This window comes from Arthrobacter sp. Y81 (assembly GCF_002929335.1).
GTDB lineage: Bacteria > Actinomycetota > Actinomycetes > Actinomycetales > Micrococcaceae > Arthrobacter.
Genome location: NZ_PJIL01000006.1, coordinates 223,815 through 248,985 on the forward strand (window position 1 = coordinate 223,815; position 25,171 = coordinate 248,985).

The window sequence follows — 25,171 nt, forward strand, 5'->3', positions numbered from 1 at the left end:
TGGCTGTTCCCGCCTGGCGTCGGCAGGCTGGAGAGGAAAACCCGCCCACGCACTCAGTGATTGGACACTTCCGCGATGACAACGCACGACACCACCCCTCTCCCCCAGCTTGAAGCACTATCAGGGCCGCCCACACCACCGGCTGAACAGGATTCTGTCCGGATGACCGGGCGGCAGCGGCTGATCATGGTGCTGCTGCTGACGGCCAGTTTCACCCTCGCGGTCGACTTCTCCATCCTGAACGTCGCGCTGCCCCGGATCGGGGCTGACGTCGGCTTCTCCTTGAACCACTTGCAATGGATCGCCACGTCCTTCGCGCTCTGCGCGGCCGGGTTCACCCTGTTCTTCGGTCGGGTCGCTGACCTGTTCGGCCGCAAACGGCTCTTCATTGCCGGCATGGCGCTGCTCGGGATCGGCTCGCTCGTCGGTGGCCTCGCCACCGACCCCGGTGCGCTGCTCGCCGCCCGTGTCGCCCAGGGCCTGGCCACCGCCGCGGTCACCCCGGCCGCGCTGTCGCTGCTCACCACCTCCTTCCCGGAAGGGCCGCTGCGGGATAAAGCTTTAGGTTTGAATGGATCTTTGATGGCCGCGGGGTTCACTGCCGGCGCGATCCTCGGTGGGCTGCTCACCGACCTGCTGTCCTGGCGGTGGGCATTCTTCATCAACATCCCCATCGCCTTATTCGTCCTCGTCCTTGCCCCGAAACTCCTGACCGAGTCCGCCCGCGGGAACCGGACGAAACTGGATGTGCCGGGAGCGTTCACTGTGACCCTTGCCCTGCTGCTGCTCGTCTTAGGTCTGACCACCGCCGGAGAAAAGGGCTGGGCCGAACCGCTGGCGTGGGGACCATTGGCAGCGGGCCTGATCCTGTTCGTGCTCTTTTTCTTCATCGAGAAGAACACGGCCCATGCGCTGGTGCCCGTGACCATCCTGCGGCGGAACAATATCGCCTGGGGCAACATCGCCGGGATACTGGCGTTCGCCACCGAAACGTCCCTGGTTTTCGTCCTGACCCTCTACCTTCAGCAGGTCCTCGGCTACACCCCGCTCGGAGCCGGGCTGGCCTTCGCCGTCCTCGGCATCGGCACCGTCGCCGGCGGGATCATCGCCCCGAAACTCATCGGCAAACTAGGCAACAAGAACACCATCATCGCCGGCCTCACCATCCAGGCAGCGGCCACCGGCTCCCTCCTCTTCATCAACACAGGCCAGGCCTCACTGATCCTCGTCCTGATCGCCACGTTCATCGGCGGCGTCGCGAACCTCGCAGCGATCGTCGGGTTTATGGTCACCGCCACCACCGGTCTCCCCGACACCGAACAGGGCCTTGCCACCGGGCTGACGACCATGAGCCAGCAAATCGGCATCACCATGGGAATCCCCGTCATGAGCACCCTCATCGCCGCGTCCCTAGTCCACGGAGGCAACGGCGGTGCACCGGATCAGGTACTGCACTCGGTGCTGCCGGCTATCGGAATCAACGCCGCCCTCTGCTTGGCAGCAGCACTCCTGGTCGCACTGTTCCTTCGCCCGCCCGCCCGCGTCGCGGACTAAACTAAACCTTTCCCAACCGTGATGTCCGGCCGGCCAAGGCAAAACGGCGCGTCGTGATTCTGTTCGATCGACTGGCCTTGGCCGGGCACGACGTTCGCGACGTTCCGCTTTAGCTCAGGAAAGCGTCGGCTGCCGCCAGTGCCTCGTCCAGGATAGCCAGGCCCGCGGCGGCGTCGGAGTCGTTCACGTTGAGGGGAGGGGCGACATGGACGCGGTTGCCCAGGGTCAGCGGCAACAAGCCCCGGCTCAGGCACGCCTTCGTGAAGGACACCATCGGCGCGTTCGCCGCACCAGTGGCTCCTATCGGCACGAGCGGCTCTTTGGTCAGCCGGTCGCGGACCAGTTCGACGGTCCAGAGGCCGCCGATGCCGCGAACGTCACCGACGGACTCGTGCCTCCCGGCAAGATCCCTGAGTCCCGGTCCCAGGATGTCCGTGCCGAGGCGGGCAGCTGCCTCGACTGTGCCTTCCTCGCGCATCGCGCTGATGGCGGCGACCGCTGCTGCGCAGGCGAGCGGGTGGCCGCTGTACGTCAATCCCGCCGGGTAGGGGCGTTTGGTGAACATCTCGTAGATTGCGTCGCCGACCAGCACGCCGCCGAGCGGCACGTACCCGGAATTCACGCCCTTCGCGAACGCCAAGAGGTCGGGCGTAACGCCATCGTGGTCGACGCCGAACCAGGCTCCCGTCCGGCCGAAGCCGACCATGACCTCGTCGGCGATGTAGACGATGCCGTGCCGGTCGCACAGCTCGCGGACCCCGCGCAGGTAGCCGGCCGGTGGCACGATGACCCCCGAGCTGCCGGCCACCGATTCCAGGACCAGGCCGGCGATCGTCGACGGGCCTTCCAGGAGGATCACCTGCTCGAGATGGGCGAGCGCCCGCTCGGACTCTTCCTCCGGGGTGCTCGAGCCGAACACCGATCTGTACACGAAAGGTCCGAAGAAGTGGACGGCGCCCGCCGCGCCGGTGTCCGAGGCCCAGCGGCGCGGGTCGCCGGTGAGGTGGATCGAGGTCGATGTCGAGCCATGGTAGGAGCGATACGCGGCCAGCACTTTCGGTCGTCCTGTGTAAAGGCGCGCCATCCGGACCGCATGCTCGATGGCCTCCGTTCCTCCGTTGGTGAAAAGCACGTGCCCGAGGCCCTCCGGCGAGACCTCCACAATCAGCCGCGCCGCTTCGCCCCGGACATCGGACGCATGGCCGGGTGCCAGCGTGCACAGCCGGTCGGCTTGCTCCTTGATTGCAGCCACAATGCGCGGGTGTTGGTGACCAAGGTTGGTGAACACCAGCTGCGAGCTGAAGTCCAGGTAGCGCCGTCCACCGGCGTCGATGATGTAGCTCCCCGAGCCACCGACAAAGGTAGGCACGTCCCGCGGCCCCTGGACAGCCCAGGGGTGGAAGACCAGTTCGTCGAGATTCATGACCAACCTCCGTTGCTCCAGTGCCTTGCTGTTCCCTTCTACAGCTTCACCTTGACACCGCCACCCGGCAGCGTCCATAGCGCTCGCGCTCTCGACGACGGCCGAGACCCAGGCGCCCCGGAAACGCAGGTGCGCGCTTTGACCCGTTGCGACGACGGGCGGCAACCGTCAAGGCTTCACGCCTAAATGTGTTTCAACGCTGAGGGACATTATGAACACGCAACTCCCGATCGCGAATGCGCTGCCCGGCGAGGCTGTCCCCTACTACATGGCTTCCGGGGAGGGCGCCCGGTACGAAACCAACAGGCAATTGGTCACCGTCATCGCCCGCGCGGCGGACGCGGGAGGCATCTTCAGCGCCGCCTACATTTCCGGCGGCATGGGGGCCGGATCACCGTTTGTGAGCCACAAAGTGGAGCACAAGACCCTGTACGTTTTCGACGGCATCTGCACGTCTGGCTCCCCGGCGAAAGCAGCATCCTCACCCCCGGTGATTCCGTGGTCATTCCCCCGGGAACCCCGCACGCCTACCGCATGGCCAGCCACTACACGCGCTTCCTGAACTGGATGACCCCTGGCGGCGCCGAGGCGTATTACGAACGCGTGGGCACGCCCATCGATTCGCATGTTCCGCCGGTGCACGCAGGCCACAAACGCAGCGCACAGGAACAGGCGGAGGTTGGCGCGGAATTCGGCATCAGTTTCCCGAACGTGGAACGGGTGGCACCCTCCTTCCAGCAGGACGCCGGTCTCCCGGCGGCGCAGAGCCCGTACTTCCTCAGCGCAGGCGAAGGCGAAGGCGAAGGCGAAGGCCTGGTCAGTTACCAGACGATGTTCACTTACCTCTCCCGGCCGGCCAACACCGGCTCCAACTACTTCGCAGTGCACACCAAGGGAGCCAAGTCCCCCTATATCCCGCTGCATTTCCATGAAGACCACACCGAGAACTTCCTGTGCACCGAGGGCCGGATGTGGCTCTACGCCAACGGCCGCGAAGTCCTGCTGACCAAGGGTGACTTCCCGCTTCTTCGAGTACTTCAACAAGCCCACCGACGACTACATGTACGCCGAAGGCGGTCAGCCCTACATGGACATGGAAGGGTTCGGACGCGCCCGGGCCGAGATGGACCTCACGGTGGTCGGTCTCCCGCCGCAACGGCGTGCGGCGCTGGACATCTGGGCCGCCAAACGAACAACAATGGCCCGGAGTCGTTCCCGTTGGGCGTCCGCAGCACGGTGTGCATGTGGAACGGCGCCGGCTCGTCGTTGCTGAGGAAGACTCCCGTGTGGTGGTCCAGCGAGTAGGCGATGAAGCACCCGCCGAGGTGGCGCTCGTCCCCGGAGTGGATCCGCCCTTCGGGCATCGCCGGATCCACCATGGCGTCGTACACGGTGGCCTCCTCGCGGAGACCCTCCGGTAACGCGCCCATTTTCGACGCCCAGGGCGCCGTCGTCGCCGCGCTTTCGATTGTGGTCCCCGACGCGCCACTCCCCCGAACGTTCTGGCGCCGGCAGTCCAGGCAACGGCCAGGGCGGTGACCCGAAACCTCGGGTACAAGGCCGTCGTCAGCGCCGTATCGAGGTAAGCTCCCGGGATGCCGCTGCTTCGGGACCTCCTGCTGACCATTGCCGAATACCGGGCTAACGGATTCTCCTGCTCGGAGCCCCGGGCCGACGTCGAAAGCCGTGATTACGGCGCGCACAGCTTCGAGGTCAACGGCCACCGCGCTGTCTTTCGGGTTGCCAGGACAACCCCCACCAAGATCGGGCAGTTCGTGACGCTGTGGCAGCGGACCGCGCAGGGCAACGGCCCCATCCGGCCCTTCGACAGTTCCGACGGGATCGGGCTCTTTGTGGTGAGCGCCCGCGGTGAAGCCGGCTTCGGGCAGTTCGTTTTCCCGCAAAGCGTCCTGATCGCGCGTGGCGTCGTGTCACAGGATTTCATTGGTGGAAAGCGTGCGGTGCGCGTCTATCCGCCGTGGTCCGAGCCGGCCAGCAGGACGGCCCAGGCCACGCAGCGCTGGCAACTGAAGCACTTCTATCCCATTCCGGACTCATCCGGGGAACTGCAGAGGCTCCTGCAACAGCCCGCGGTATCCCTTCCGGCTTAGGGAGCATCAAGGGCTGGCTTTGACTACGACGCCGCCCCCTGGCCCGGTCGCTTTAGCCCCGGTCCCGGATCCATCGCCTGATGACGGCCTCAAGCGCCGGCTTCTTGGCATCAAAATCGGCCGCGTCGAGGAAACGGGCCACCCTGGACACCTCCCCGTCGCCTTCCAGGAGTCCCAGCTCGTCCGGCAGGGAGGCACCCGTGTGGAACATGAGCGTCACGTTCTTCTTCGACTTGGGGAAGAAGGAGGCAATGTTGCCTTTGTACATGAAGGTGGGCGCCTGCCATTTGATGGCCTCGGTCACGGCCGGGTCGATCGCAAGGATGAATTCCCGGACGTTGGCCACCAGGTCCCGCTGCGGATTGGCGTAGCTCTGGAACCAGTCATCCACGGCAGGATTGCGGTTCGTCCCATGTTCCGGCTTGTCCATAGGTACAGACTAGGCCCGCGGCGTCCGGCCTCAAGCCGACGACGCCGCGGTCCGCCCGCGCACTACCGGGCTGACCCCACCGCCAAATGCTGCACCCGTCCGTCCACGAACGTCGCCAGCACCTGCGCGGCAGCCAGGTCATCCGGGGCAACCGACAGCGGATCGGCGTCGAACACCGTGAAATCCGCGCGCTTGCCGACGGTGATGGACCCGGAGACAGCCCATTCCCCCGCAGCACGGGCAGCGTGCGAGGTGTAGCCTTCGAGCGCCTGCAGTGCTGTGAGGGCCTGGCCCGGAACGACCGGCTGTTCGTCCCGGCGGCCGGACCGCCGTCGTAATTGCGCGTCCGCCAGGATGGGCAGCGGTTCGAACGGGGCGATCGGCCAGTCGGAGCCGAGCCCCAGGGTGGTTCCCGCCGCGCGGAGGTCCGCGCACCGCCAGGCATTGTTCGCCCGTTCCGGCCCCAGCCGCGTGGACCAGTTGTCGCTGTGGTCGGCGCGGGAGTAGTGGGTGCAGTGCGTCGGCTGCATGCTGGCCACCAGGCCCGCCCGGGAGAATCTCGCAATGAGGGCGTCCGGGACGGTTTCGAGGTGTTCGATCCGGTGCACGGCCACCGGTGCAACCGACCGCACCGCGGGAGGCAGGGACTCGAAGGCGTCCAGGACTGCGGCCACTCCGGCGTCGCCGATCGCATGCGTGGCCGTGGGAATCCCGCGGCCGGCGAAGAAGCGCACCGCCGCCGCGTACTCCTCCGGGCGGGGCCAGAACGGGGCCACGGACTCCCCATAGATATCGGGCTCAAACAGCCACGCGGTGCCGTTGTCCACTGTGCCGTCAACGAACAGCTTGATGCCGGCCACCTCCCAGCGCGTTCCGCCCACCCCGATCTGCCCCGCGAGCCGTCGCCAGTCCTCCTCGCCGCTGCCGGGCATGCACCACGGTGAGATCCGCAGGCGCAGCGGGAGGCCGCCGTCCATGTCGTCCTCGAGGGCACGGAAAAGCTCCAGTGAGCCCTCCCCGCAATCCATCACGTGCGCTCCCGTCAGCCCGGACCGCGCGAACTGCGTGAAGAGTTCCGCCAGCCTCGCCTTCCGCTCGTCGAAGGACTCCGCCGGCACCAGCTGCGCAACGAGCTCGACGGCGGCGGCCTCCAGCAGGAGCCCCGTTGGCCTGCCGCTGGGGTCGCAAACGACTTCCGACGCCTGGTCGAACGCCCGCGGTCCGGTGACCCCCGCCAGTTCGAGGGCCCGGGAACTGGCCAGGGCGGAATGCCCGTCGAAGAGGCGGATGAGGCACGGCCGTCCGGAGACGACGTCGTCAATCAGCTCGCGGTGGGCGGCGGCGGATCCGAACACATTGGGATCAAGGCCCCAGCCCCGCACCCAGTCCCCCGGGGGGATTGCCTCCGCTTCGGCGCGCAACAGCGCGCGCACCCCGGCAAGGTCCTTGGCGCCGGACAGGTCGCAGCCGCGGGTCAGTTCCAGGCCGAAGACAGGGTGGATGTGGCAGTCCACCAGGCCGGGCGTCAGCACGGCGGCACCGAAGTCGATGACCTCCGCGGCCGGCCAGCCCTCGGCATCGGCACGGCTTCCGACGGCGGCAATCACACCGTCCTGGACGGCCACCGCCTGCGGCGCGGGGCTTCCGGGCGTCCGGTCCTCCATCGTGTGGACGGTGTCGGCCAGGATGATCACATCAGGATTCATGGGTTTCGAAGCTTCCAATCTGCGCGAAGGTCTCGGGACGGTGGCGGCGCACCCAACGCGCTGCCAGGAGCCCGGCGATGAAGACGAGGGGCGTCACCAGGATGAGGATGGTGTTGGTCAGCGCGTCAGCGAAGGTGAGCAGCTCGATGTTCAGTCCGATCAGCAGCACCACGCCGAAGAGCAGGATGGCCGAGGCCAGGCTGAGCGGCACCATCAGTTTGTGCGTCGCTGCGGCGGGGTTCCGGCGCAGGTAGAGGAAGGCCGCCACCGAAACCAGGCCCTGGAGCCCAACGATGCCGAAAATCCCCGGGGTGTTCACCCAGATCAGCAGCTGCTGGTACGGGTCTGCGTTGAGCAGGGCGCAGATGGTGATGACCCCGGCAGCGAGGACCGTCTGCAGCTGGCCGGCGCGGTGCGGGGACTGGAACCTGGGGTGGGTGCGGCCGAGGAAGGCGGGCAGCACGCCGTCGCGGGCCAGCATGTATACGTAGCGGTTGATCGCGTTGTGGAAGGCCAGTTGCGAGGCGTAGACGCTGGTGACGATCAGAACGTACATCACCACTTCAGCCCACGGCCCCACATAGTGGTTGATGGTCTGGAAGAACATCCCGCCGGCCATTTCGCCCGCGGCTTCGACGGCGCGGTCTTCGCCGTAGGCCTGGACCACGGTCCAGACGATGAAGGCGTAGAACACGGACATAAAGCCGACGGCGATGTACATGGCCCGCGGCACGGATTTATCCGGGTTACGGGCCTCGGAGCGGTACAGCACGGTGGACTCGAAGCCCATGAAGGCGGCGAAGCAGATGCCAAGGATCGCCAGGACGCCCGGGCCGAACGCGTGCTCCGTGCTGAAGGAACCCACGCTGATCCCGTGGGCTCCGCCGCTGCCCAGGATGCCCACCCCCATCACTGCCAGGATGCCCGTCTCGGCGATGAGGAGCACACCGAGCACCTTCGCCCCGACGTCGATCCCCCGGTAGCCGAGGAACCAAACGGCTACGACGGCGGCGAGCGCGATGGCCGGCCACGGCACCTCGAGCCCGAACAGGACCTTGAACATGTCGTGGGTCTGGACCGCGAAGAGACCGTAAACGCCGATCTGGAGGCAGTTGTAGGAGACGATCGCCAGGATGGCGGAGGCCAGCCCCACCGTCTTGCCCATGGCCAGTGAAATGTACGTGTAGAAGCCGCCGGATGCCTTCACATGGCGGGTCATGGCCATGAACCCAATGGCGAAAAGGGTGAGCACGATGCCCGCGAGGAGGTAGCCGGCCGGGGCGCCGATGCCGCCGACACCGATGGCTACCGGGGCCACCCCTGCCATGACCGTGAGGGGTGCTGCTGCCGAGATGACGAGGAAGGCGATGCCGCCCGTTCCCAGGGCATTGCGCTTGAGGGAGCCGTCCGCGGACGACGTCGGTGGTCTGGTTTGGGTATCCGGCACTAGTCCGTCCTTTCTTGGGAGCCCTGCTAAACGAAAGGCTTTCGTTTATTATGGAGGCGTGTGGCGCAGAGCACAATAGTTTTCCGAAAACGGCGCCGCCGGGTCCCGCCGACTAGGCTGGGCTTGACCTTCAAGAGCTGCAGTCAGGAGAACCCATGGGGCGCCCGCTCCTCCCGCTGATATCCGTGGAGGCCCTCACCACGGCCGCCCTGGAGCTGGTTGATGAGAGCGGCGACTTCAGCTTCCCGAAACTGGCGAAGAAGATCGGCGTCAGCCAGTCCTCCATCTACAACCACGTCAGCGGCCGGGACGAGATCCTCGAACTCCTGCGCCACCGGATCATCACCGAAGAGCCGTATCCGCCGGTGGACCACACCGACTGGGAAGCTGCCCTGAGGGTCCTGATCCGCGCCTACCGGGACGCGTTTGCCCGCCATCCGCGGCTGGCGCCGCTGCTGGTGCTGCAGTCCATCACCGATCCGGAAGTCATCGGCCTCTACGAGGACCTCGCGCTGGCTCTCGAGGGTGCGGGATTCCGGGGACGGGACGTGGTGGCGGCCATCTCCACGATCGACAGCTTTGCCCTCGGCGCGGCACTGGACCTGGCGGCTCCGGAAGTTGTCTGGGACCCGCCGGCCGAAGGCTACCCCACGCTCAAGCGCGCACTCGGCAACGCGGGCCCCTCGGAGGAACGGGGCGGGCACGCCTTCGATTTCGGCCTCGATGTGATTATCGGCGGACTCCGGGCGAAGCTGGCCGGGTGACGCCGCTGCGGGCTGAGCTCAGCTGAGGTCCGCCGGCGCCGGGCTGGACTCGAGGTTACGGGTGGCGGGGCCCTGGATGACGGTGCCGTCGGTGCTGAACCGGGAGCCGTGGCATGGGCAGTCCCAGGTCACGTCGGCCGGGTTGAACTCCACGGTGCAGCCCAGATGGGTGCAGACTGCCGACACGGCGCTGACGTCCCCAGCAGGACCGAGGTAGACGGCGGTCTTTGCCCCGTCCACGTCCACTACCCTTCCTTCTCCCGGAACCTGCTTTCCCGGGACGAGGTCCGCCCGGACCGGAGCAGCACCGGTCACCTCGGGGGCGGGCGCGGCGGCGTCCTCCGTCACGGCCGGTGCCGCGTGCGGGGCGCGGACTGCCCGGGTACTGTCGAAGACCGCTGCCCACGGGCCGCGCCGGCCGCACAGCGTGTCCCGGAGGATCAGGGCCGCGGCGGTGCCGTTGGTCAGGCCCCATTTGCGCAGTCCGGTGATCACGTGAACATGCCTGGACTCCGGTGACATTGGCCCGACGTAGGGCAGCCCGTCGGCAGGCATGGCGTCCTGGGTGGACCAGCGGTAGACGATCTCCCTGGCGCCCAGGCGGTCACGGGCAAACGAGCTGAGCCTCCGGTACCGCTCGGCGGATTCGTGGCGCTCCGACGCAGGGTGGCCTTCACCGCCGGCAAGGACATAGCTTGTGCCATCGAGGCCGATGGTCAGGATGGAGCGCATCGGCTCGTCAACGCTGAGGAATGTCGAATCCAAAGGAGGAAGGTCGCTGCGGGCGGCCACGATATACGAGCGGTGCAGGTAGCATCGCTCGGCGAAGATTCCCCGGTCCTCGATTGGCATATTCGTCGCGACGATGATCTCCCGGGCACGGACGGAACCCCGCGCCGCGTCGACCACCGCCGGCGAACCGTCGCGGAACCCGGTGGCAGGCGAGTCCTCGAAGACAAAGCTGCCGTCTCCGTCCACGGCGCGGGCCAGGCCCTGCACGTATCGGAGCGCGTGGATCTGCGCCTGGTCGTCGAAGCGGACCGCGCCCTTGACAGCAAAGGGCAGCGGCACTTCGGTGGTGAAGGACGCGGGAAGTCCGAGCCGGCCGGCCAGGGCGGCTTCCTCCCGGACGAGATCCAGCGTGGCGTCCGATTCGGCGTAGGTGTAGTTGGATACCCGCCGGAAGCCGCAGTCGATGCCCTCTTCCGCCACCGTGCCGGCCACATGCTGAATCGCGGCTTCGTTCGCCTCTCCGTAGAGGCGGGCCGTTTCGGCACCGTGCCGGCCGGCAAGTTCCGTGTAGGCCAGCCGGTGCAGTGAGGTGACCTTGCCGGTGGTGTTTCCTGTGACTCCGGTGCCCACCCGGGCCGCCTCCAGCACGGCCACCGTCTGGCCTTCCCGTTTCAGGGCCAGTGCAGCGGTCAGGCCTGCGATGCCGCCACCGATCACGGCCACATCGACGTCGAGGTCCGCGTTGAGGGCGGCGTAGCCCGTGGATGCACTGGTGGCAGCCCAGAGGGAGGCGAACGTACCTGCTGGCTGCTCACTCACGGTATCCGCCTTCCACGCAGTTGGGCTTCCCTGGGCCGGGCTTTCAGTCCCCGGTGGTCTTCGCTGCCTTGGCAGCGGCCTTGGCGGCCTGCTTGCTGGCGCGCACCTTGCTCAGTGATTCCGGATCCACGATGTCGGCGACGGACAGGAAGGCGTCCTCCTGTCCGTAGTGTCCGGCGGCCTCGCGCCAGCCTTCGGCCTGGAGGCCGCACTGCTTCCCGAGGAGCGCCAGGAAGATCTTGGCCTTTTGCTCGCCGAATCCCGGCAAGGCCTTGAGCCTGCGCAGCACCTCCGGGCCGTCGGGGTTGCCCTGCGTCCAGATGGCGGTCGCATCCCCGTTCCAGTCACTGTGCACGGTCTCGGCGAGGGCCTGGACACGTCCGGCCATGGATCCCGGGAAGCGGTGCACGGCCGGACGTTCCTTGAACATCTCGACGAAGCCCTGCGGGTCGTACCCGGCGATCTCCGCGGGATCCATGGATCCGATGCGCGTCCGGATCTTTTCGGGACCGGCAAACGCCGACTCCATAGTCACCTGCTGGTCCAGCAGCATGCCGGTGAGCAGCGCAAACGCGTCATCGCTGAGTAGTTTGTCGGCGGCGGGGTCCCCTGTGATGTGCAGTTCCATGCGTCCTATCCTGCCACCCGCTCCGGCGCGCGTCATCGGGGTGGCGGCTTCGTCGACTCTAGGCGGTTTGTGAACGGCCCTTCATTCGCCCGCGCAGCGCGGCAATGCCCCACACCGCCAGCAGCACGGCCACGAGCAGCAGCCCGGCGTCGCCCAGGTCCACGGCGCCCAGCCAGGTGGTCAGGGGATCCTCCAGACCAAAGGCCATATTGAAGAATCCGCCCAGGGTGGTGGCCGAAATGAACAGGGCGGACACGGCCGAGATGCCGGTGATCAGGGTGTTGAAGCCGAGCTTCCGTTGCGGATTGTGGATGGCCGATCTGTACATGCGCATCATGGCGACCCCGTTGGTGGTGTCGCAGAGCGTCATGGCCGCCGTGAATGCCAGCGGAAGCGCCAGGAGGGCCAGCGGGGACACTCCGGCGAGGGATGCCGCCGTCGTCATCACCAGGAGCCCGATGGTGGTGGCCGTATCGAAACCCAGCCCGAACAGGAAGCCGATCACGTAGATGTTCCGCGGCCGCTGGACCCGGGACAGCGGTTTGGCCAGCAGGCGCGCCACGAAACCCTTCGCTTCAAGGTCCCCGTCCCGCACTTCGCCGCCGCCCTGCACGTTCCGGTACGCCTGCGCCGCGCGGAGGAACGCCGAGCCGTTGAAAAGGCCCATGGCCAGCAGGAACAGCCCGGAGACGCCGCTGCCGATCAGGCCCAGCACCAGGTTTCCGGTGGTGCCGTCCTCCATGAACTGGCCCACCATGGCTGCGCCGCCCACCACCAGGACCCCGGCCAGGATCACCACCGAACTGTGCCCCAGGCTGAACGCGAACCCGACGCTCACAGGATCCTTCCGCTGCGCCACGAACTTCCGCGTCGAGTTGTCGATGGCGGCGATGTGGTCCCAGTCGTAGCTGTGCTTGATGCCGGCCAGGTAGGCGGTGAACACCAGGCCCAGAGCCAGCGGCTGACCCGCCGCCGCCGTTCCGGTGCCAGGGCTTCCGGCCCCAAGGCTTCCGGACAGGAGGAGTACGACGGCGGCAACGTGCAGCGCGGCCACCGCACCGAATGCGAAGAGCATCCGGGTCCGGAGCGGCAGCTGCTCCCGTTCCCGGTACATCGCGGCGAACTGGGTCAGCGTGGTCATCAGTACTTCCTCAGGTTCAGGGGCGCCTGCCCGTGCCAGCGTTCACGCAGCAGGGCGGTACACGCGCCCAGCAGCCGGTTGAGTTCCTCCGTGGAGTCGGACAGCGACCGCAGCACCAGGCCGGTTGTTCCGCCGATTGATGCGGTCAGGGATACTCCGGTGTAGGCGTCGCAGCCCGCTGTGAGCGCATGGAGTTCGTCGGCCAGGGCCTGGTCCACACGCGGATCCACCACCACCAGCGAACCCAGGTGGCTGCGGCCTTCCATGAACCCCGTCCCGGTGACGTCGTTGAGGGACGGCCGGATCAGCAGGTTGTCCAGGGCCAGCAGTTCGGTGCCGCCGGGCGCCTCCACGTGGATCTCGGTGCGGAGCCGCAGTTCCTCGTACCGGAACGACGCCCCGTCGGGGGACCACCCCGGCGTGACCACTTCAGCCATCACCAGGCTCGACGACGGCCGCACCGTGACGTGCGTGTTCTGCCGGTAGCTGGCCTCCCGGTAGGCGATCAGCTGGTCCGGAGCCAGCTCCAGCTGCGCCCGCTCCCCCAGCCGCAGGGTCATCCGCTGCTCGGCAAACGACCCCGGAGTCCGGTAAATCTTCGTGGCGGACTGTGTGGTCAGCACCAACGACGCCCCGTCACCAACCTCCACGTCCATGACATAAAGATCAGCCCCCAAATACGCCCCGCCGGGATTCACAACGACATAACAAACCTGCCCGCTCTCATCCAAGTAGTGCGGCCGTAAAACCCTCAAGGCGCCCTGATGGTACTGATGCGCGGCCACGGACTTGCCTCCGCGATGCTCGATGCGCAGCTCAAGCTCCCCCATAGGCGACTTCACGGCAGGGGCGGCCGCAGTCTCCAGAGCCGCCTCAGCCGCTGTCGAGCTCATTGGGCCAGGTCGAGCATCAGGACATCGCGCCGCACCCATTCGATGACGGCGTCCAGCCCTTCGTCCGTTTTCAGGTTGGTGAAGCAGAACGGCTTCTCGCCCCTGAACTCCTTGGAGTCCCGTTCCATGACTGAGAGGTCCGCTCCGACGTGCGGGGCGAGGTCGGTTTTGTTGATGATGAAGAGGTCGGACTTGATCATGCCCTGGCCGGCCTTGCGCGGGATCTTTTCACCCTGAGCCACGTCGATGATGTAGATCGAGAAATCGACGAGCTCGGGGCTGAACGTGGCGGAGAGGTTGTCGCCGCCGGATTCCACGAAGATGACCTGCAGGTCGGGATGGCGCTTCTTGAGCTCCTCGATCGCCGCGGTGTTCATGGACGTGTCTTCGCGGATGGCCGTGTGCGGGCAGCCGCCGGTTTCGACGCCGATGATCCGGTCCTGGGGCAGGATTCCGTTGGCGGCCAGGATCTTGGCGTCCTCGATCGTATAGATGTCGTTCGTGATGGCGGCCATGGAGATCTCGCGGCTCATGTGCCGGGTGAGCCGCTCCACGAGCTGGGTCTTGCCGGCGCCGACCGGTCCGCCGATGCCGATCTTGATGGGTTCAGACATTCTGTCCTCCTGCTAGCTCATGAACATTCGGGCACGTTGACGTTCGTGCCGCATCTGCGAAATTTCCAGTCCGGGGCTCACGGCTCCGAAGTCGTCCGGCGCCAGGCGGGCGATCCGCCTGACGGCGGCAGCGACGTCGTCGGACGCGTTCCGCAGCAGCCGCTGGCCGGCGTTCTGCCCCAGCGGGATGGCGCGCACCGCGTTCTGGGTCAGCGACGTGACCGCGGCGAACAGGTAGGCGGCGAGCGCTTCGGTCAGCGGGACGCCCAGGGAACGGGCGACGACGGCGAACGCCAGCGGCTGGTGGCCGGCGGCGCGGCCGGTGTCCACCAGCTCCCGGTATGCCTTCAGCTCCGGGGAAGGGAAAACTTCGGAGCCGATCTCCAGCAGCCGCGTCCCCATCTTGATGCTCGCCTCCCGCAGCTGCCGCGGCAGGAGCTGTGCCGTCAGCAGCGAATCCAGCTGGGCAACAGGGACACCCTCGTAGAGGAACCGGATGGCCAGCCCGTCGGAATAGGAAAGCTGCTGCCCCACAAACGCAGAAAGCCACACCCCGAAGGACTCTTCATCGTGGACCACCCCGCTCTCAATGTACGTCTCAAACCCCAGCGAGTGCGCAAACGCCCCGGTAGGCAGCGCGGAGTCCGTCAGCTGCTGCAGGGCGAGCTGGTAGCTGTTCGCTGAAGCCGACGGCGCGTCAGTGCGAGTGTTCAGCATGGCGGAAGGGGACGGGCATCACGCGTTCCTGGCGGTCGTAGGGCACTCCGACGTGTTTGAGGTAGTCCTCCACGGTGTGGTCGTACTGGCACACCATGACTCCGGCACCGTACTCGGAGGCGGCGTCGAAGAACTGGGCCTGCAGGTGCCGGTTGCCGAGCGAGTGCGCCACCACACCCATCTCATGGATGGTCCGGGGAGCCACCACCAGGACGTCGGTGGGCAGCACGGACACCACGATCATGTTGGTTTCGGCGATGTGCAGGATGTCGCCGTCACGGAGGTCGCCGGAACCGGACGGGAGCCGGATGCCGAGCTCCTTGCCGTGGTCCGTGGTGACTCGCTGGATGCGCTTGACCAGCTGGCCGCTGGGCAGCACCACCTTCTCCTGGTGCAGTCCGGCGACGGCCCCGGCCTCTGCCGCAGGGAGGTCGTGCAGGTTGCCGAGGATTTTCTCGATGATCACGTGGGGCTCCGGGGGTCGGGAACTTAGAAGAGGAAGTAGCGCTGGGCCATGGGCAGCACGTCCGCCGGTTCGCAGGTGACGTCCTCGCCGTCCACGGTCACCTTGTAGGTCTCCGGGTCCACCTGGATGTCCGGGGTGGCGTCGTTGTACTTGAGGTCGGCCTTGGTCAGCGAACGGATCCCGGACACGGGCCTGATGACCTTCTGCAGGCCCAGCTCTTCGGGCACCCCCGCGTCGATGGCGGCCTGGGACAGGAAGGTAATGGAGGACTGCTGCACGGCCTTGCCGAACGCGGCGAACATCGGGCGCATGGTGCGCGGCTGCGGGGTGGGGATGGAGGCGTTGGCGTCGCCCATCAACGCGTACGCGATCTGCCCGCCCTTGAGGACCAGCTCGGGCTTGACCCCGAAGAACGCCGGGTCCCAGAGCACCAGGTCCGCGAACTTGCCTTCCTCGACGGAGCCGATGGAGTCGGCCATGCCCTGGGCGATGGCGGCGTTGATGGTGTACTTCGCCACGTAGCGCTTGAGCCGGAAGTTGTCGCTCTCCGCTCCCAAACCGGCAGCCGAACCGTGCGCCCCACCGGCAGGGTCCTTGAGGACGCCCCGCTGCTTCTTCATCTTGTCCGCCACCTGCCAGGTGCGGGTGATCACCTCGCCCACGCGGCCCATGGCCTGCGAGTCGGAGGAGGTGATCGCGAAGATGCCCAGGTCCTGCAGGACGTCCTCCGCGGCGATGGTCTCGGCGCGGATGCGGGAGTCGGCGAACGCCACGTCTTCCGGGATGCCCGGATTGAGGTGGTGGCACACCATCAGCATGTCCAGGTGCTCTTCGATGGTGTTGCGCGTGTACGGGAGCGTGGGGTTGGTGGAGGCGGGCAGGACGTTGGGGAGCCCGGCGATCTTGATGATGTCCGGGGCGTGGCCGCCGCCGGCGCCTTCCGTGTGGAAGGTGTGGATGACCCGGCCGCCGATGGCCCGGATGGTGTCCTCCACGAAGCCGCACTCGTTGAGGGTGTCCGTATGGATGGCCACCTGGACGTCGTATTCGTCCGCCACCTTCAGCGAGTTGTCGATCGAGGAGGTGGTGGATCCCCAGTCCTCATGGACCTTGAGCCCGATGGCACCGGCCCGGATCTGCTCGGCCAGCGGCTCGACGGCGGAGGCGTGTCCCTTGCCGAACAGGCCGATATTGATCGGCATCCCTTCGGTGGCCTGGAGCATCCGCTGGATGTGCCATTTTCCGGGCGTGACGGTGGTGGCCTTGGTGCCTTCGGCCGGCCCGGTTCCGCCGCCCACCATGGTGGTCACGCCGCTGGCGAGGGCGGTGGGCACCTGGTCCGGGGAGATGAAATGGATGTGCGTGTCCACGCCGCCGGCCGTGAGGATCTTCCGCTCTCCGGCGATGATTTCGGTGCTGGCGCCGATGACGATGTCCACGCCGTCGGTGATCTGCGGGTTGCCCGCCTTGCCGATCTTGAAGATGTGGCCGTCCCTGAGCGCGACGTCGGCCTTATAGATGCCGGTGTAGTCCAGGATGACGGCGTTAGTGATCACGGTGTCCGGAACGTCCTCATCCCGCAGGACCTGGCCGTTCTGGCCCATGCCGTCGCGGATCACCTTGCCGCCGCCGAACACCACTTCCTCGCCGTACACGGTGAGGTCCTTTTCGATCTCGAGGAACAGTTCGGTGTCCGCGAGGCGGATGGCGTCACCCGTCGTCGGGCCGTACAGGTCCGCATACTGCCTGCGTGTCAGCTCGAAACTCATTTGGCCTCCCCCTTCGCTTCTTGCCGGGGATTGCCGGCGTCGAGCGGCCCGTTGACCGCATTGCTGAGGCCGTGAACCTCGCGGCTGCCTGCCAGTTCGATCAGCCGGACGGTCCTGCGGTCCCCCGGTTCGAACCGGGCCGCGGTGCCGGCCGGAATGTCCAGCCGGCGGCCGTAGGCAGCCTTGCGGTCAAATTCAAGGGCGGCGTTCACTTCGGCAAAGTGGTAGTGCGAGCCCACCTGCACGGGCCGGTCGCCCGTGTTAACAACCACGACGTCGATTGCCTCGCGTCCGGCATTAATCACCACAGGCGCTGAGCCCAGAACGTACTCACCCGGAATCATGGCCCTGCCCCTATCGGATCGGATCGTGGACGGTGACAAGCTTGGTTCCGTCCGGGAACGTGGCCTCGATCTGGACGTCGTGGATCATTTCGGGCACGCCTTCCATCACGTCGTCGCGGCTTAGCACGGTGGTGCCATAGCTCATGAGTTCAGCGACAGTGCGGCCGTCCCGGGCGCCCTCGATCAGTTCGTAGCTGATGATCGCCACGGATTCAGGGAAGTTCAGCTTTAGCCCGCGGGCCTGGCGGCGCCGGGCAAGGTCCGCGGCGACCACGATCATGAGCTTTTCCTGCTCACGGGGCATCAGATGCATCAGAAAATCCCTTCAACGGCCCGGCTCGGTCCTATGTTTATAGACCCGAAGGATCGGGCTTAGCCAGACCTGCCGGTGCACTCCTGGCAGAGCACCTACGACTATGGTTCGTGACCACAGTAGGCCGGTCAGGTTTCCGTGAGATTTCCTGGGTCCGTCTCCCGGCTTCAGGGATGGGGGAGACTGTGTGGCGGTGCTTAGCCTTCGCAATCAACGCAATAGGCGTGGCCGTTCTTTTCGCGGGCGATCTGGGACCGGTGCCGGACCAGGAAACAGGAGTAGCAGGTGAATTCGTCCTGCGCCTGCGGGATGACCTGGACTACCAGTTCCTCGGCGACGAATTCGCCGCCGGGGACCATGCCATCGTCGAGTGCGTCGGCCTCATCCAGCTCTCGGACAACGCTTCGTGCATCAGGGGCGTTCGCGGACTGGAGCGCTTCCAGGGAGTTGTCCTGGGATTCCTTGACGTCGGATCGTACTTCGTCGTAATCGGTTGCCACTTAGGGGGTTCTCTTTTCTAATGTTCTTGTCTGACGGCAATGCAACATACACCATCGCGCCCTTATTCCCTGCCAGTAAGACAGACTGCGTCGGAGATACGCGGGGGACCCGTCAAGTTTAGAGTGCTTTCCTGCAGGTTAAGTACAGGCGCCTTAAGTACAGACGCTGGATGTACGGACGCGGAAGTTCAGGTAGCGGGAGGTCAGGCGGCGGGCGCCGCCGTCGAGTCCCTGACCACCAGTTCGGTTGCCAGTTCAACGTGTGTTGATTCCAGGGTTTCCCCGTTGGCCAGCCGCAGGATGGACCGGAGGGCAGTCCGCCCCATTTCCTGAAGGGGCTGCGCCACGGACGTCAGGCGGGGAACAGACTGTTCGGTGATGTCCGTCCCGTCGAAGCCCACCAGGCTCAGCTCTTCAGGCACACGGATGCCCTGCAGGCGGGCCTCGTCCAGGACGCCGAGCGCTATTGCATCGTTGCCGGCGAAAATTGCGGTGGGCCGGTCTGCGAGGGCGAACAACTGGCGGGCACCGGCGACGCCAAAGTAGCGCTGGAACTGGCCGGTCACGATGTAGTCCGGATTCGCCGGGATGCTGGCGGCACGCAGGGCCGCCAGGTATCCATGGAGCCGGGCCACGCTGCATTCGGCGGCCTCAGGGCCACCCAGGAACGCAATCTTCCGGTGCCCCAAGGAGATCAGGTGCTCGGCGGCTGCCTTGCCACCGGCCCAGTTGGTGGCGCCGACGCTGACAAACCCGGAACGGGGCGGGTTGAGCGGGTCGATGACCACCACGGGGATGTTCCGGCGCCGGAAGGATTCCAGCTGGCCGGGCGTGACTTCGGATGTCACCAGGATGAGTCCCTTACGGCCTGCATCGAAAAGCCGCTGGGACCATTGCTGCTGGTCCGTGTTCTGCAGCTTGTCCGGGGTCACGCTGCTCAGGACCACCTCCACGCCCTCCTCGGCGGCGCAGCCGACAATCCCTGACATCACTTCCAGGGAGTACGAACTGTCCAGGCCGTCAAAGACCAGGTCCACGAGTGCCGGCCCGGTGGACCTGACCCTGCGCTGCATCGGCGATTCGTAACCCAGCTTCGCCAGGGCCTTCTGGACGCGGGCGCGGGTGGCCTCGGCCACGTCGTCGCGGCCGTTGATGACCTTGGAAACGGTGGGAGTGGACACTCCGGCAAGCGCCGCGACGTCGGCCAGGTTCAGCTTGGCCTTCGGTGTCTTTGCAGGCATTCCAGCAACTTTCTCGAAAAATTTCGGTAGCTGAAGTCTGCACCAGTCGGGATGCCGCCGTCAAGATTCGTGTGAACACCCTTGGGGCCGCGCCGTAATCGGCGCTAACTTCGATCTCAGCCAACGAATTGATTGCGAAATGTTTTTAGACAGCCTATCCAGCGCCGCAACGCCGCGGCTCTCTTCAATGGCGATCAGCATGGAACCAGGCCGGACAAGTGGAGGACCTCACCGGCTGGGTCGACGCGAATCCGGACGTCAAGGCCAAGCTGTTCCCGTCCTCCTTTGCGGCCGCCACCGTTGACGGCAAGATCTATGCCGTCCCCACGCAGACCGTGGCCCCGATCGTCTTCTACTACAACAAGGAGCTCTTCGCGAAGGCCAATGCCCAGCCGCCCAAGACCTGGGACGATCTCATTGCCGTGGATGGGCAGCCTTATCCAGCCCTCCGGGTTGATGTTGCCTTGTCCGATCTGCATGCCGATCTGCAACGTGGCGCCGTGAAGGCATGCCGTTCCCAAACTACGTCATTCGAGAGCTGTGTCATTCGAGCCTGAAGTAGTTGTTCCATTGTGGTTTTTGGTGTGGGTCGATGTGGGGTGGCGGGATGAACCAGGGGACGCCGGTTTTGACCTGGATGGTCCACTGCTCCTTGTGGATGAGGTGGTGGTTATGGGAGCACAGCAGGGTGCCGTTGTCAGTGCTCGTGCTCCCGCCGTGCGACCAGTAACTGATGTGGTGGGCTTCGCACCAGGGCGCTGGGATGGTGCAGCCCGGGAAGGCGCAGCCCTGGTCGCGGGCGGTGATGGCCTTGCGGATGTGGGGCGGGAAAATCCTGGTGGTGCGGCCGATATCCAGGATGCGGCCCTGGCTGCCGAGCAGGACGGGGATGATGTCGGCGTCGCAGGCGATCTTCCGGACCATGGACGCCGCGACCGGGCCGGTGAAGGTGAACGACCCGGTGCCGGGGATGCCGGGGATGCCGGCCGGGGATTCGCTGCCGGTGCCGGTGGCCGTGGAGCGGTAGCGGGGTCCTTGGGCGGTGGTGTGTTCGAGGCGGTCCAGGAGGTCCTGGTAGTCGATGGTGACCATGACCTGCGGCCGGAGCCCGCCGGCAGTGGGAAGGCCGTTCGTTGTCAGGCCTGCTTTGCAGGCACCGACCAGGCCGTCGAGGAGCCGTTGCGGCCGGGTCCGCTGGTCCAGGTCGGCGTCACTACCCCCGGTAGTACCTACCCGGGTGCGGGGGTTGGTGGCGGTGTTCATCACGGTCAGGAGGGGTTCGTACTGGTCCGGGGTGGCGAAGATTTCTAGGTGGTGGAGTCCGCGGCGGGCCGGGCGGAGGAAGACGCCCTGGCGGCGGCGGAGTTCTTCCTCGGAAGGGCTCCGAACCGTCCTGGTCGATCGCATCGGTCCAGCGGCGGGCCATCCGGGTGAGGAAGTCGGTGTCGTACTCGGCCGCGGTGCGGGTCAGGGCGTGTTCCATCCGGGCTGTGGTGTCCTCGGTGGCGTGGTGCCGGACGCGGTCCAGGGCCAGAGTGATGATGGTCGCGGGGCGGGAGGCGATAGTCCCGGCGGCAACAGCGGCGGCGAGTTCGGGCCGCTCCGCAGGCTCCGTATGGCCGGCAAACCCGGTCCGGGGCAGGAGATCGGCCGCGAGGGCGATCCTACGGCGAGCCTCGGCCGCACTGATCCGGAGCCGCGTGCGGAGGAACTCGGCAGCGTTCCGGCATCCGTCGCCAGCCGGATCCGGGGCTGCTGCGGATGGCCGTCCACCAGCAGCCTCGGGGCCGGTTTCGGCCTGGCCGGATTTACCCAAAACCCAGCCCGCCGGCTCGTGCACTGCAGTCTCCCCCCACCCCGTGGTCCAACCAACCGCCGCGCCCGACCCTGAGCGTGCCGCTGCTGTTGCCTCGCGCCGGGTCCGGGCCACGGACCCGGCCGCGACCACCTGCAGATACTCGACGGCCCGGGAAACCTCCTCAACGTCGGCGGCGAAATCAGCTGCCTCACGAAAATCACGCAGCTCGGCGTCAGCGACCGCCATCGAACACACACTCTTCAACAGCTCAAGGCTCCGGGTCAGCTCACCGGATCCGCCGCCGTCGGACGTTAAAGCAGCCGCCAATCCAGCTGCCTGCGCCGTCCCGGACGTGACTCTGCGGAGGCCTCGGAAGCGCGCGTCGGGAAGCACAGCAGGCAACACTGCCCACGGCAATGCGCCTCGTGCTGGATCTTCCCCCATGGCCTCCATGGCATAACTCTGCCACTGGGCACCGACAAAATAGGCCTGCTACATCGGCACTGCAAACCGTTGACCGTGACCATCTTTGGAACAGGCGGAAGCTCCACCCCACTCCGCATTCACTAGCGTGTGTGGTCGTTGCGCACTGGCTGGCGACCGGCTGCTGCGCGGTGCCGGCGGATTTGCCAGATGACCAGCAGGGCCACGGCCACGGCGGCCACAACGACGGCGGCGGCGCCGCCGGCCGTGCGGGCCACCTCGTCGTACAGGTCTCCGGCGAGGAAGCCGAGCGTCACGAACAGGCTCCCCCACAGCACGCCGCCGGTGATGTTCCAGAGTGCGAAGCGCCGGTAGGGCATGCCGCTGAGGCCGGCCAACGCGGGCATCACGGCGCGGAAGAAGGCGGTGAACCGGCCCAGGAAGATGGCCGGTCCGCCACGTCTTTTGAGGAAGTCCCGGGCTTTGTCCAGCTGGGGGCGTTTCCGGTCGAAGATCTTCCGCGAGATCAGCCGCGGTCCCAGGTGCTTGCCGATTTCGTAGCCCACGGTGTCGCCCAGGATCGCGGCAGAGACCACCACCGCAATCATCGCCGCGAGCGGGATGCTGCCCTTGGCCGCGATCACACCGCCCACCACGGCCGCGGTTTCGCCGGGGATGACGAAGCCGATGAAGAGGGCGTCCTCGGCGAAAACGAGTGCGAACACAACACAGGCCACCAGCAGCGGGCTGGCGTTGAGGAGTCCATCGAAGAATGCCTGCATCAGCACCAGTGTGGCAGTTCAGGCAGGGGGCGTCAGCACCCAGGCTGGATCTGGCTGCGCCGGTCCTCGCTCTGCCTGTCTTCTGTCCGGTACCCACCGATCCGGATGCGGGCACGTCTCCTATGCTGGGGCCATGGAACCCTCACAGCAGCCGGGCACTATGCCGATTCTTACCCTCACAGTGAATCCGGCGTTGGATGTCAGCACCTCAACTGAACGGGTCAGCAGCGGCAGTAAACTGAGGTGCGGCGCGAGCCGCCTCGACCCGGGCGGTGGAGGCGTCAACGTGGCGAGGGTAATCCAGCGCCTCGGCGGACACACCCTGGCGGTGTACACCGCAGGCGGCCCCACCGGGGAGGCCTACCGCCGGCTCATTGAAGCGGAGCGCCTCCCAACCCTGGCGATACCGATCCAGGGCAGCACACGCCAGGATTTCACCGTTGATGAGACGTCTACGGGTAAGCAGTTCCGGTTCGTCCTCCAGGGGCCCGAGCTCAGGGAATCGGAGTGGCGCGCCTGCCTGGACCTTGTTGCCGCGTCCATGCGGGCGGGCGGATACGTGGTGGCCAGCGGCAGTCTTCCCCCGGGAGTCCCGGAGGATTTCTATGCGAGGATCGCCCGCCTGGCGCGTCAGTCGGGTGCGCACTGCGTCGTTGACGCCTCCGGGCCGGCCCTCACCGAGGCGCTTGCCGAGGGCGTGTTCCTGATCAAACCGAGCCTCCGCGAGCTGGGCGAGCATTTCGGCGCGGCCCTCGAGGGCCACCAGTGCCAGGTCGACGCGGCATCCGCCCTCGTGGCTGACGGGGCCGCGGAACACGTCGCCCTCACACTCGGTGAAGCCGGAGCCTTGCTCGCCTCGAAGTCCGGCCTCATCCGGCTAATGGTGCCCAACGTGCCAGTGGTCAGCACAGTTGGGGCCGGCGACAGTTTCCTCGGCGCTTTTGTCCTCAGGCTCGCGCAGGGCCGCCCCCTTGAAGCGGCGTTCCGGGCCGCCGTGGCCGCCGGCAGTGCCACCGTCATGACGCCTGCCACCGAACTCTGCCACCGGGCCGACGTGGAACGTCTGGAGTCTGAGCTCGCCGACGCAGCGTCTTGACCGGCCGCGGCGGATTCCGCGACTGCTCCCTACCTGGGCGAGAACCGGAAGAACAGGACACCGCGCGGGGGAATCGTGCAGTGCAGACCGCCGCCAGGCAAATCACAGCCAGGCGAATCGGAGCCGGGCAAATCGGAGCCGGGAGCCGCCGCTTCGGGCCGGACGTCCTCCCCGGACCACGCTTCAACCGCGGACCAGGAGTCCCACGAAGCTTTCTCCCCGAGGCCAAGATCCCCCAGGGGAAGCGCTGCCTCCAAGGGCTCCTCCCCGGTGTTGAACAGCGCGGCGAAACGGTCCGCCGTCGTGGTGCTCTCGGCCGTCCAGGCCACCAGCTCCCCGTCGCGGAGGAGCTCGCGGTTTTTTCGGCTTGCCTTGAGGACCTCGAGCAGGTCGGTGTTGGTGAGGAGCGCCAGGGTCTCGGGCGGCGAGGAGGGCAGGTCGCAGCCCAGCATGAGCGGCGAGCGGGCCATGCACCATAGCGTCATCATGGTGCGCTGCTCGTCGGGGGTAAGCCGGGTGAGGCGTTCGGGGCCGCGCTCCGCCCGGTGGGCGATCCTGCCCACCGGCAGCATGTCCGCATCAGCCCAGGCTCCCGGCTGCTGGTGCGGCGCCCAGCGCGCCATACGCGAGAACTGCGCCTCGACGTCGTCCCAGTTGTCCCAGAGGTCGTCCGAGACGCGCCACATCTGGGCGTTGGAACGGAGGTGCTCGAGGTGCGCGAGGGACAACACCCGTCCCGGCGAGAGGCTGAGGACCATGTCCCGCCCGGATTTGCTGATGGCGTCCTGATAGGCGGCAATCTCCGAAGTGAAGTACGGGCCCAGCATGTCGTCCGCCTTGACGAAGTCCACGCCCCACTCCGCGAACAGGGCCAGCTGCGAATCGTAGTAGGCCTGCGCCCCGGGGTGGACGTGTTCCAGCCCGAAGTTGTCAGTATTCCAGTCGCAGACGGAGGGTGTCCGCCACCTGGTCCGCCGTGAACGCCGTGCCGGCCACCGGCATCCGGTCGCGGACCGCCTGCCGCGGTATTCCGCGCATGATGTGGAGCCCGAACTTCAGCCCCAGGGCGTGGATCTTCGCCGCCAGCGGGCCAAAGCCCTTGCCGTCCGCAGCAGAAGGGAAGCGGCTCAGTGCCGGTAGCTGGCGACCGAAGCCGTCCAGGACCAGGGCGGCGCCGTCGTTATAGCCGCCCGCTTTGGCAGCGGGTTCGTACCACTGGATGTCGACGACGACGGTGTCCCAGCCGTGCGGCGCCAGGTGGGCGGCCATGAACTCGGCGTTGGCGAGGACTTCGTCCTCCGTGACAGTGGTGCCGAAACAGTCCCAGCTGTTCCAGCCCATGGGAGGAGTTTGCGCTAACAACATCTGTACAACGTTATAGAAGGTTCCGTCCGAAGGGAACCCCCCGGAGTTGGGAGCGTCAGGTCAGAACGGAGCAGACGGCGGTACTGCCATCTGCT

The 25,171-nt window shown here is 66.6% G+C and carries 25 protein-coding genes and 2 pseudogenes; 7 read left to right on the forward strand and 20 right to left on the reverse strand.

Going from position 1 to position 25,171, the window contains the following annotated elements:
• Positions 1-75: 75 nt before the first annotated feature.
• Positions 76-1,554: an MFS transporter gene (locus CXQ91_RS10540; protein ID WP_308471397.1), complete on the forward strand. Its 1,479-nt coding sequence runs from the start codon at positions 76-78 to the stop codon at positions 1,552-1,554.
• A gap of 109 nt (positions 1,555-1,663) precedes the next feature.
• On the opposite strand, the gene CXQ91_RS10545 is transcribed toward CXQ91_RS10540, so the two are convergent.
• Positions 1,664-3,055 (reverse strand): aspartate aminotransferase family protein, encoded by a 1,392-nt coding sequence (locus CXQ91_RS10545; RefSeq protein WP_104173868.1) that lies wholly within the window; start codon positions 3,053-3,055, stop codon positions 1,664-1,666.
• Positions 3,056-3,188: 133 nt separating this feature from the next.
• On the opposite strand from CXQ91_RS10545, the gene CXQ91_RS25265 reads away from it, so the two are divergent.
• The 3 genes from CXQ91_RS25265 (at position 3,189) to CXQ91_RS10565 (ending at position 5,088) form a co-directional block, all read left to right on the forward strand.
• Positions 3,189-3,539 carry a hypothetical protein gene (locus CXQ91_RS25265; protein ID WP_258073930.1) on the forward strand — a complete coding sequence of 117 codons (351 nt, stop codon included), beginning with the start codon at positions 3,189-3,191 and terminating at the stop codon, positions 3,537-3,539.
• A complete protein-coding gene (locus tag CXQ91_RS25625; RefSeq protein ID WP_308471398.1) occupies positions 3,512-4,282 on the forward strand; it encodes a hypothetical protein in 771 nt (256 codons plus the stop codon). Before CXQ91_RS25265 ends, CXQ91_RS25625 begins: the two co-directional genes overlap by 28 nt.
• Positions 4,283-4,572: 290 nt before the next feature.
• Entirely contained in the window at positions 4,573-5,088 is a 516-nt protein-coding gene (locus tag CXQ91_RS10565) for a MepB family protein (protein WP_104173869.1), read from the forward strand.
• 52 nt (positions 5,089-5,140) lie between these two features.
• Here CXQ91_RS10565 and CXQ91_RS10570 read toward each other — a convergent pair whose 3' ends face one another.
• The 3 genes from CXQ91_RS10570 to CXQ91_RS10580 form a co-directional block, all read right to left on the reverse strand.
• Positions 5,141-5,518 carry a DUF1801 domain-containing protein gene (locus CXQ91_RS10570; RefSeq protein ID WP_104173870.1) on the reverse strand — a complete coding sequence of 126 codons (378 nt, stop codon included), beginning with the start codon at positions 5,516-5,518 and terminating at the stop codon, positions 5,141-5,143.
• A gap of 62 nt (positions 5,519-5,580) precedes the next feature.
• A complete protein-coding gene (locus tag CXQ91_RS10575; protein ID WP_104173871.1) occupies positions 5,581-7,224 on the reverse strand; it encodes an amidohydrolase in 1,644 nt (547 codons plus the stop codon).
• Positions 7,214-8,671, reverse strand: coding sequence for an APC family permease (locus CXQ91_RS10580; protein WP_104173872.1), 1,458 nt, complete (start codon positions 8,669-8,671; stop codon positions 7,214-7,216). Before CXQ91_RS10580 ends, CXQ91_RS10575 begins: the two co-directional genes overlap by 11 nt.
• Before the next feature lie 155 nt (positions 8,672-8,826).
• On the opposite strand from CXQ91_RS10580, the gene CXQ91_RS10585 reads away from it, so the two are divergent.
• A complete protein-coding gene (locus tag CXQ91_RS10585; RefSeq protein WP_104173873.1) occupies positions 8,827-9,435 on the forward strand; it encodes a TetR/AcrR family transcriptional regulator in 609 nt (202 codons plus the stop codon).
• Between the two features lie 18 nt (positions 9,436-9,453).
• Here CXQ91_RS10585 and CXQ91_RS10590 read toward each other — a convergent pair whose 3' ends face one another.
• The 12 genes from CXQ91_RS10590 to CXQ91_RS10645 form a co-directional block, all read right to left on the reverse strand.
• Complete coding sequence (locus tag CXQ91_RS10590; RefSeq protein ID WP_104173874.1) at positions 9,454-10,986, reverse strand: FAD-dependent oxidoreductase; 1,533 nt, start codon at positions 10,984-10,986, stop codon at positions 9,454-9,456.
• A gap of 43 nt (positions 10,987-11,029) precedes the next feature.
• Positions 11,030-11,614, reverse strand: a complete 585-nt coding sequence (locus tag CXQ91_RS10595; protein WP_181038847.1) for an HhH-GPD-type base excision DNA repair protein — start codon at positions 11,612-11,614, stop codon at positions 11,030-11,032.
• A 58-nt stretch (positions 11,615-11,672) separates the two neighbouring features.
• A complete protein-coding gene (locus tag CXQ91_RS10600) occupies positions 11,673-12,755 on the reverse strand; it encodes a HoxN/HupN/NixA family nickel/cobalt transporter (RefSeq protein ID WP_104173875.1) in 1,083 nt (360 codons plus the stop codon).
• A complete protein-coding gene (locus CXQ91_RS10605; RefSeq protein ID WP_374953649.1) occupies positions 12,755-13,648 on the reverse strand; it encodes an urease accessory protein UreD in 894 nt (297 codons plus the stop codon). Before CXQ91_RS10605 ends, CXQ91_RS10600 begins: the two co-directional genes overlap by 1 nt.
• Positions 13,645-14,262, reverse strand: coding sequence for an urease accessory protein UreG (gene ureG, locus CXQ91_RS10610; protein WP_104173877.1), 618 nt, complete (start codon positions 14,260-14,262; stop codon positions 13,645-13,647). Before ureG ends, CXQ91_RS10605 begins: the two co-directional genes overlap by 4 nt.
• Positions 14,263-14,274: 12 nt before the next feature.
• A complete protein-coding gene (locus tag CXQ91_RS10615) occupies positions 14,275-14,979 on the reverse strand; it encodes an urease accessory protein UreF (protein WP_104173878.1) in 705 nt (234 codons plus the stop codon).
• Positions 14,960-15,445, reverse strand: coding sequence for an urease accessory protein UreE (gene ureE / locus CXQ91_RS10620; protein ID WP_104173879.1), 486 nt, complete (start codon positions 15,443-15,445; stop codon positions 14,960-14,962). Before ureE ends, CXQ91_RS10615 begins: the two co-directional genes overlap by 20 nt.
• Positions 15,446-15,468: 23 nt before the next feature.
• A complete protein-coding gene (gene ureC, locus CXQ91_RS10625) occupies positions 15,469-17,214 on the reverse strand; it encodes an urease subunit alpha (protein ID WP_104173880.1) in 1,746 nt (581 codons plus the stop codon).
• Positions 17,211-17,558: an urease subunit beta gene (locus CXQ91_RS10630; RefSeq protein WP_104173881.1), complete on the reverse strand. Its 348-nt coding sequence runs from the start codon at positions 17,556-17,558 to the stop codon at positions 17,211-17,213. The genes ureC and CXQ91_RS10630 overlap by 4 nt, the downstream gene beginning before the upstream one ends.
• Before the next feature lie 10 nt (positions 17,559-17,568).
• Positions 17,569-17,871 (reverse strand): urease subunit gamma, encoded by a 303-nt coding sequence (locus CXQ91_RS10635; RefSeq protein ID WP_104173882.1) that lies wholly within the window; start codon positions 17,869-17,871, stop codon positions 17,569-17,571.
• A gap of 197 nt (positions 17,872-18,068) precedes the next feature.
• Positions 18,069-18,371, reverse strand: a complete 303-nt coding sequence (locus tag CXQ91_RS10640; RefSeq protein WP_104173883.1) for a DUF4193 domain-containing protein — start codon at positions 18,369-18,371, stop codon at positions 18,069-18,071.
• Positions 18,372-18,574: 203 nt separating this feature from the next.
• Positions 18,575-19,612, reverse strand: coding sequence for a LacI family DNA-binding transcriptional regulator (locus CXQ91_RS10645; protein WP_104173884.1), 1,038 nt, complete (start codon positions 19,610-19,612; stop codon positions 18,575-18,577).
• 206 nt (positions 19,613-19,818) lie between these two features.
• On the opposite strand from CXQ91_RS10645, the pseudogene CXQ91_RS10650 reads away from it, so the two are divergent.
• Positions 19,819-20,169: pseudogene (locus CXQ91_RS10650) on the forward strand (ABC transporter substrate-binding protein); the annotation flags it as partial.
• Here the strand turns inward: CXQ91_RS10650 and CXQ91_RS10655 are convergent.
• Positions 20,156-21,863, reverse strand: a pseudogene (locus CXQ91_RS10655) (DUF222 domain-containing protein). The pseudogenes CXQ91_RS10650 and CXQ91_RS10655 overlap by 14 nt on opposite strands.
• Before the next feature lie 113 nt (positions 21,864-21,976).
• Positions 21,977-22,615: a DedA family protein gene (locus CXQ91_RS10660; protein WP_104173922.1), complete on the reverse strand. Its 639-nt coding sequence runs from the start codon at positions 22,613-22,615 to the stop codon at positions 21,977-21,979.
• 133 nt (positions 22,616-22,748) lie between these two features.
• Here CXQ91_RS10660 and CXQ91_RS10665 point away from each other — a divergent pair, with 133 nt between their 5' ends.
• On the forward strand, positions 22,749-23,711 hold the full coding sequence (locus tag CXQ91_RS10665) for a 1-phosphofructokinase family hexose kinase (protein ID WP_104173886.1): 963 nt from the start codon (positions 22,749-22,751) through the stop codon (positions 23,709-23,711).
• A gap of 29 nt (positions 23,712-23,740) precedes the next feature.
• Here CXQ91_RS10665 and CXQ91_RS25630 read toward each other — a convergent pair whose 3' ends face one another.
• A complete protein-coding gene (locus CXQ91_RS25630) occupies positions 23,741-24,562 on the reverse strand; it encodes a hypothetical protein (protein WP_308471399.1) in 822 nt (273 codons plus the stop codon).
• Positions 24,563-24,641: 79 nt separating this feature from the next.
• The gene (locus CXQ91_RS25635; protein ID WP_308471400.1) at positions 24,642-25,052 is read right to left on the reverse strand and encodes a hypothetical protein; all 411 of its coding nucleotides are present in this window, start codon (positions 25,050-25,052) and stop codon (positions 24,642-24,644) included.
• Positions 25,053-25,171: the final 119 nt, after the last annotated feature.

Bases quoted from the DNA above. Each gene is read 5' to 3' on its own strand.
- CXQ91_RS10540 (WP_308471397.1), top strand. From the start codon at position 76: ATGACAACGCACGACACCACCCCTCTCCCCCAGCTTGAAGCACTATCA.
- CXQ91_RS10545 (WP_104173868.1), bottom strand. From the start codon at position 3,055: ATGGACGCTGCCGGGTGGCGGTGTCAAGGTGAAGCTGTAGAAGGGAAC.
- CXQ91_RS25265 (WP_258073930.1), top strand. From the start codon at position 3,189: ATGAACACGCAACTCCCGATCGCGAATGCGCTGCCCGGCGAGGCTGTC.
- CXQ91_RS25625 (WP_308471398.1), top strand. From the start codon at position 3,512: ATGGCCAGCCACTACACGCGCTTCCTGAACTGGATGACCCCTGGCGGC.
- CXQ91_RS10565 (WP_104173869.1), top strand. From the start codon at position 4,573: ATGCCGCTGCTTCGGGACCTCCTGCTGACCATTGCCGAATACCGGGCT.
- CXQ91_RS10570 (WP_104173870.1), bottom strand. From the start codon at position 5,518: ATGGACAAGCCGGAACATGGGACGAACCGCAATCCTGCCGTGGATGAC.
- CXQ91_RS10575 (WP_104173871.1), bottom strand. From the start codon at position 7,224: ATGAATCCTGATGTGATCATCCTGGCCGACACCGTCCACACGATGGAG.
- CXQ91_RS10585 (WP_104173873.1), top strand. From the start codon at position 8,827: ATGGGGCGCCCGCTCCTCCCGCTGATATCCGTGGAGGCCCTCACCACG.
- CXQ91_RS10595 (WP_181038847.1), bottom strand. From the start codon at position 11,614: ATGGAACTGCACATCACAGGGGACCCCGCCGCCGACAAACTACTCAGC.
- CXQ91_RS10600 (WP_104173875.1), bottom strand. From the start codon at position 12,755: ATGACCACGCTGACCCAGTTCGCCGCGATGTACCGGGAACGGGAGCAG.
- CXQ91_RS10605 (WP_374953649.1), bottom strand. From the start codon at position 13,648: ATGAGCTCGACAGCGGCTGAGGCGGCTCTGGAGACTGCGGCCGCCCCT.
- ureG (WP_104173877.1), bottom strand. From the start codon at position 14,262: ATGTCTGAACCCATCAAGATCGGCATCGGCGGACCGGTCGGCGCCGGC.
- CXQ91_RS10615 (WP_104173878.1), bottom strand. From the start codon at position 14,979: ATGCTGAACACTCGCACTGACGCGCCGTCGGCTTCAGCGAACAGCTAC.
- ureC (WP_104173880.1), bottom strand. From the start codon at position 17,214: ATGAGTTTCGAGCTGACACGCAGGCAGTATGCGGACCTGTACGGCCCG.
- CXQ91_RS10630 (WP_104173881.1), bottom strand. From the start codon at position 17,558: ATGATTCCGGGTGAGTACGTTCTGGGCTCAGCGCCTGTGGTGATTAAT.
- CXQ91_RS10635 (WP_104173882.1), bottom strand. From the start codon at position 17,871: ATGCATCTGATGCCCCGTGAGCAGGAAAAGCTCATGATCGTGGTCGCC.
- CXQ91_RS10645 (WP_104173884.1), bottom strand. From the start codon at position 19,612: ATGCCTGCAAAGACACCGAAGGCCAAGCTGAACCTGGCCGACGTCGCG.
- CXQ91_RS10660 (WP_104173922.1), bottom strand. From the start codon at position 22,615: ATGCAGGCATTCTTCGATGGACTCCTCAACGCCAGCCCGCTGCTGGTG.
- CXQ91_RS10665 (WP_104173886.1), top strand. From the start codon at position 22,749: ATGGAACCCTCACAGCAGCCGGGCACTATGCCGATTCTTACCCTCACA.
- CXQ91_RS25635 (WP_308471400.1), bottom strand. From the start codon at position 25,052: ATGGGCTGGAACAGCTGGGACTGTTTCGGCACCACTGTCACGGAGGAC.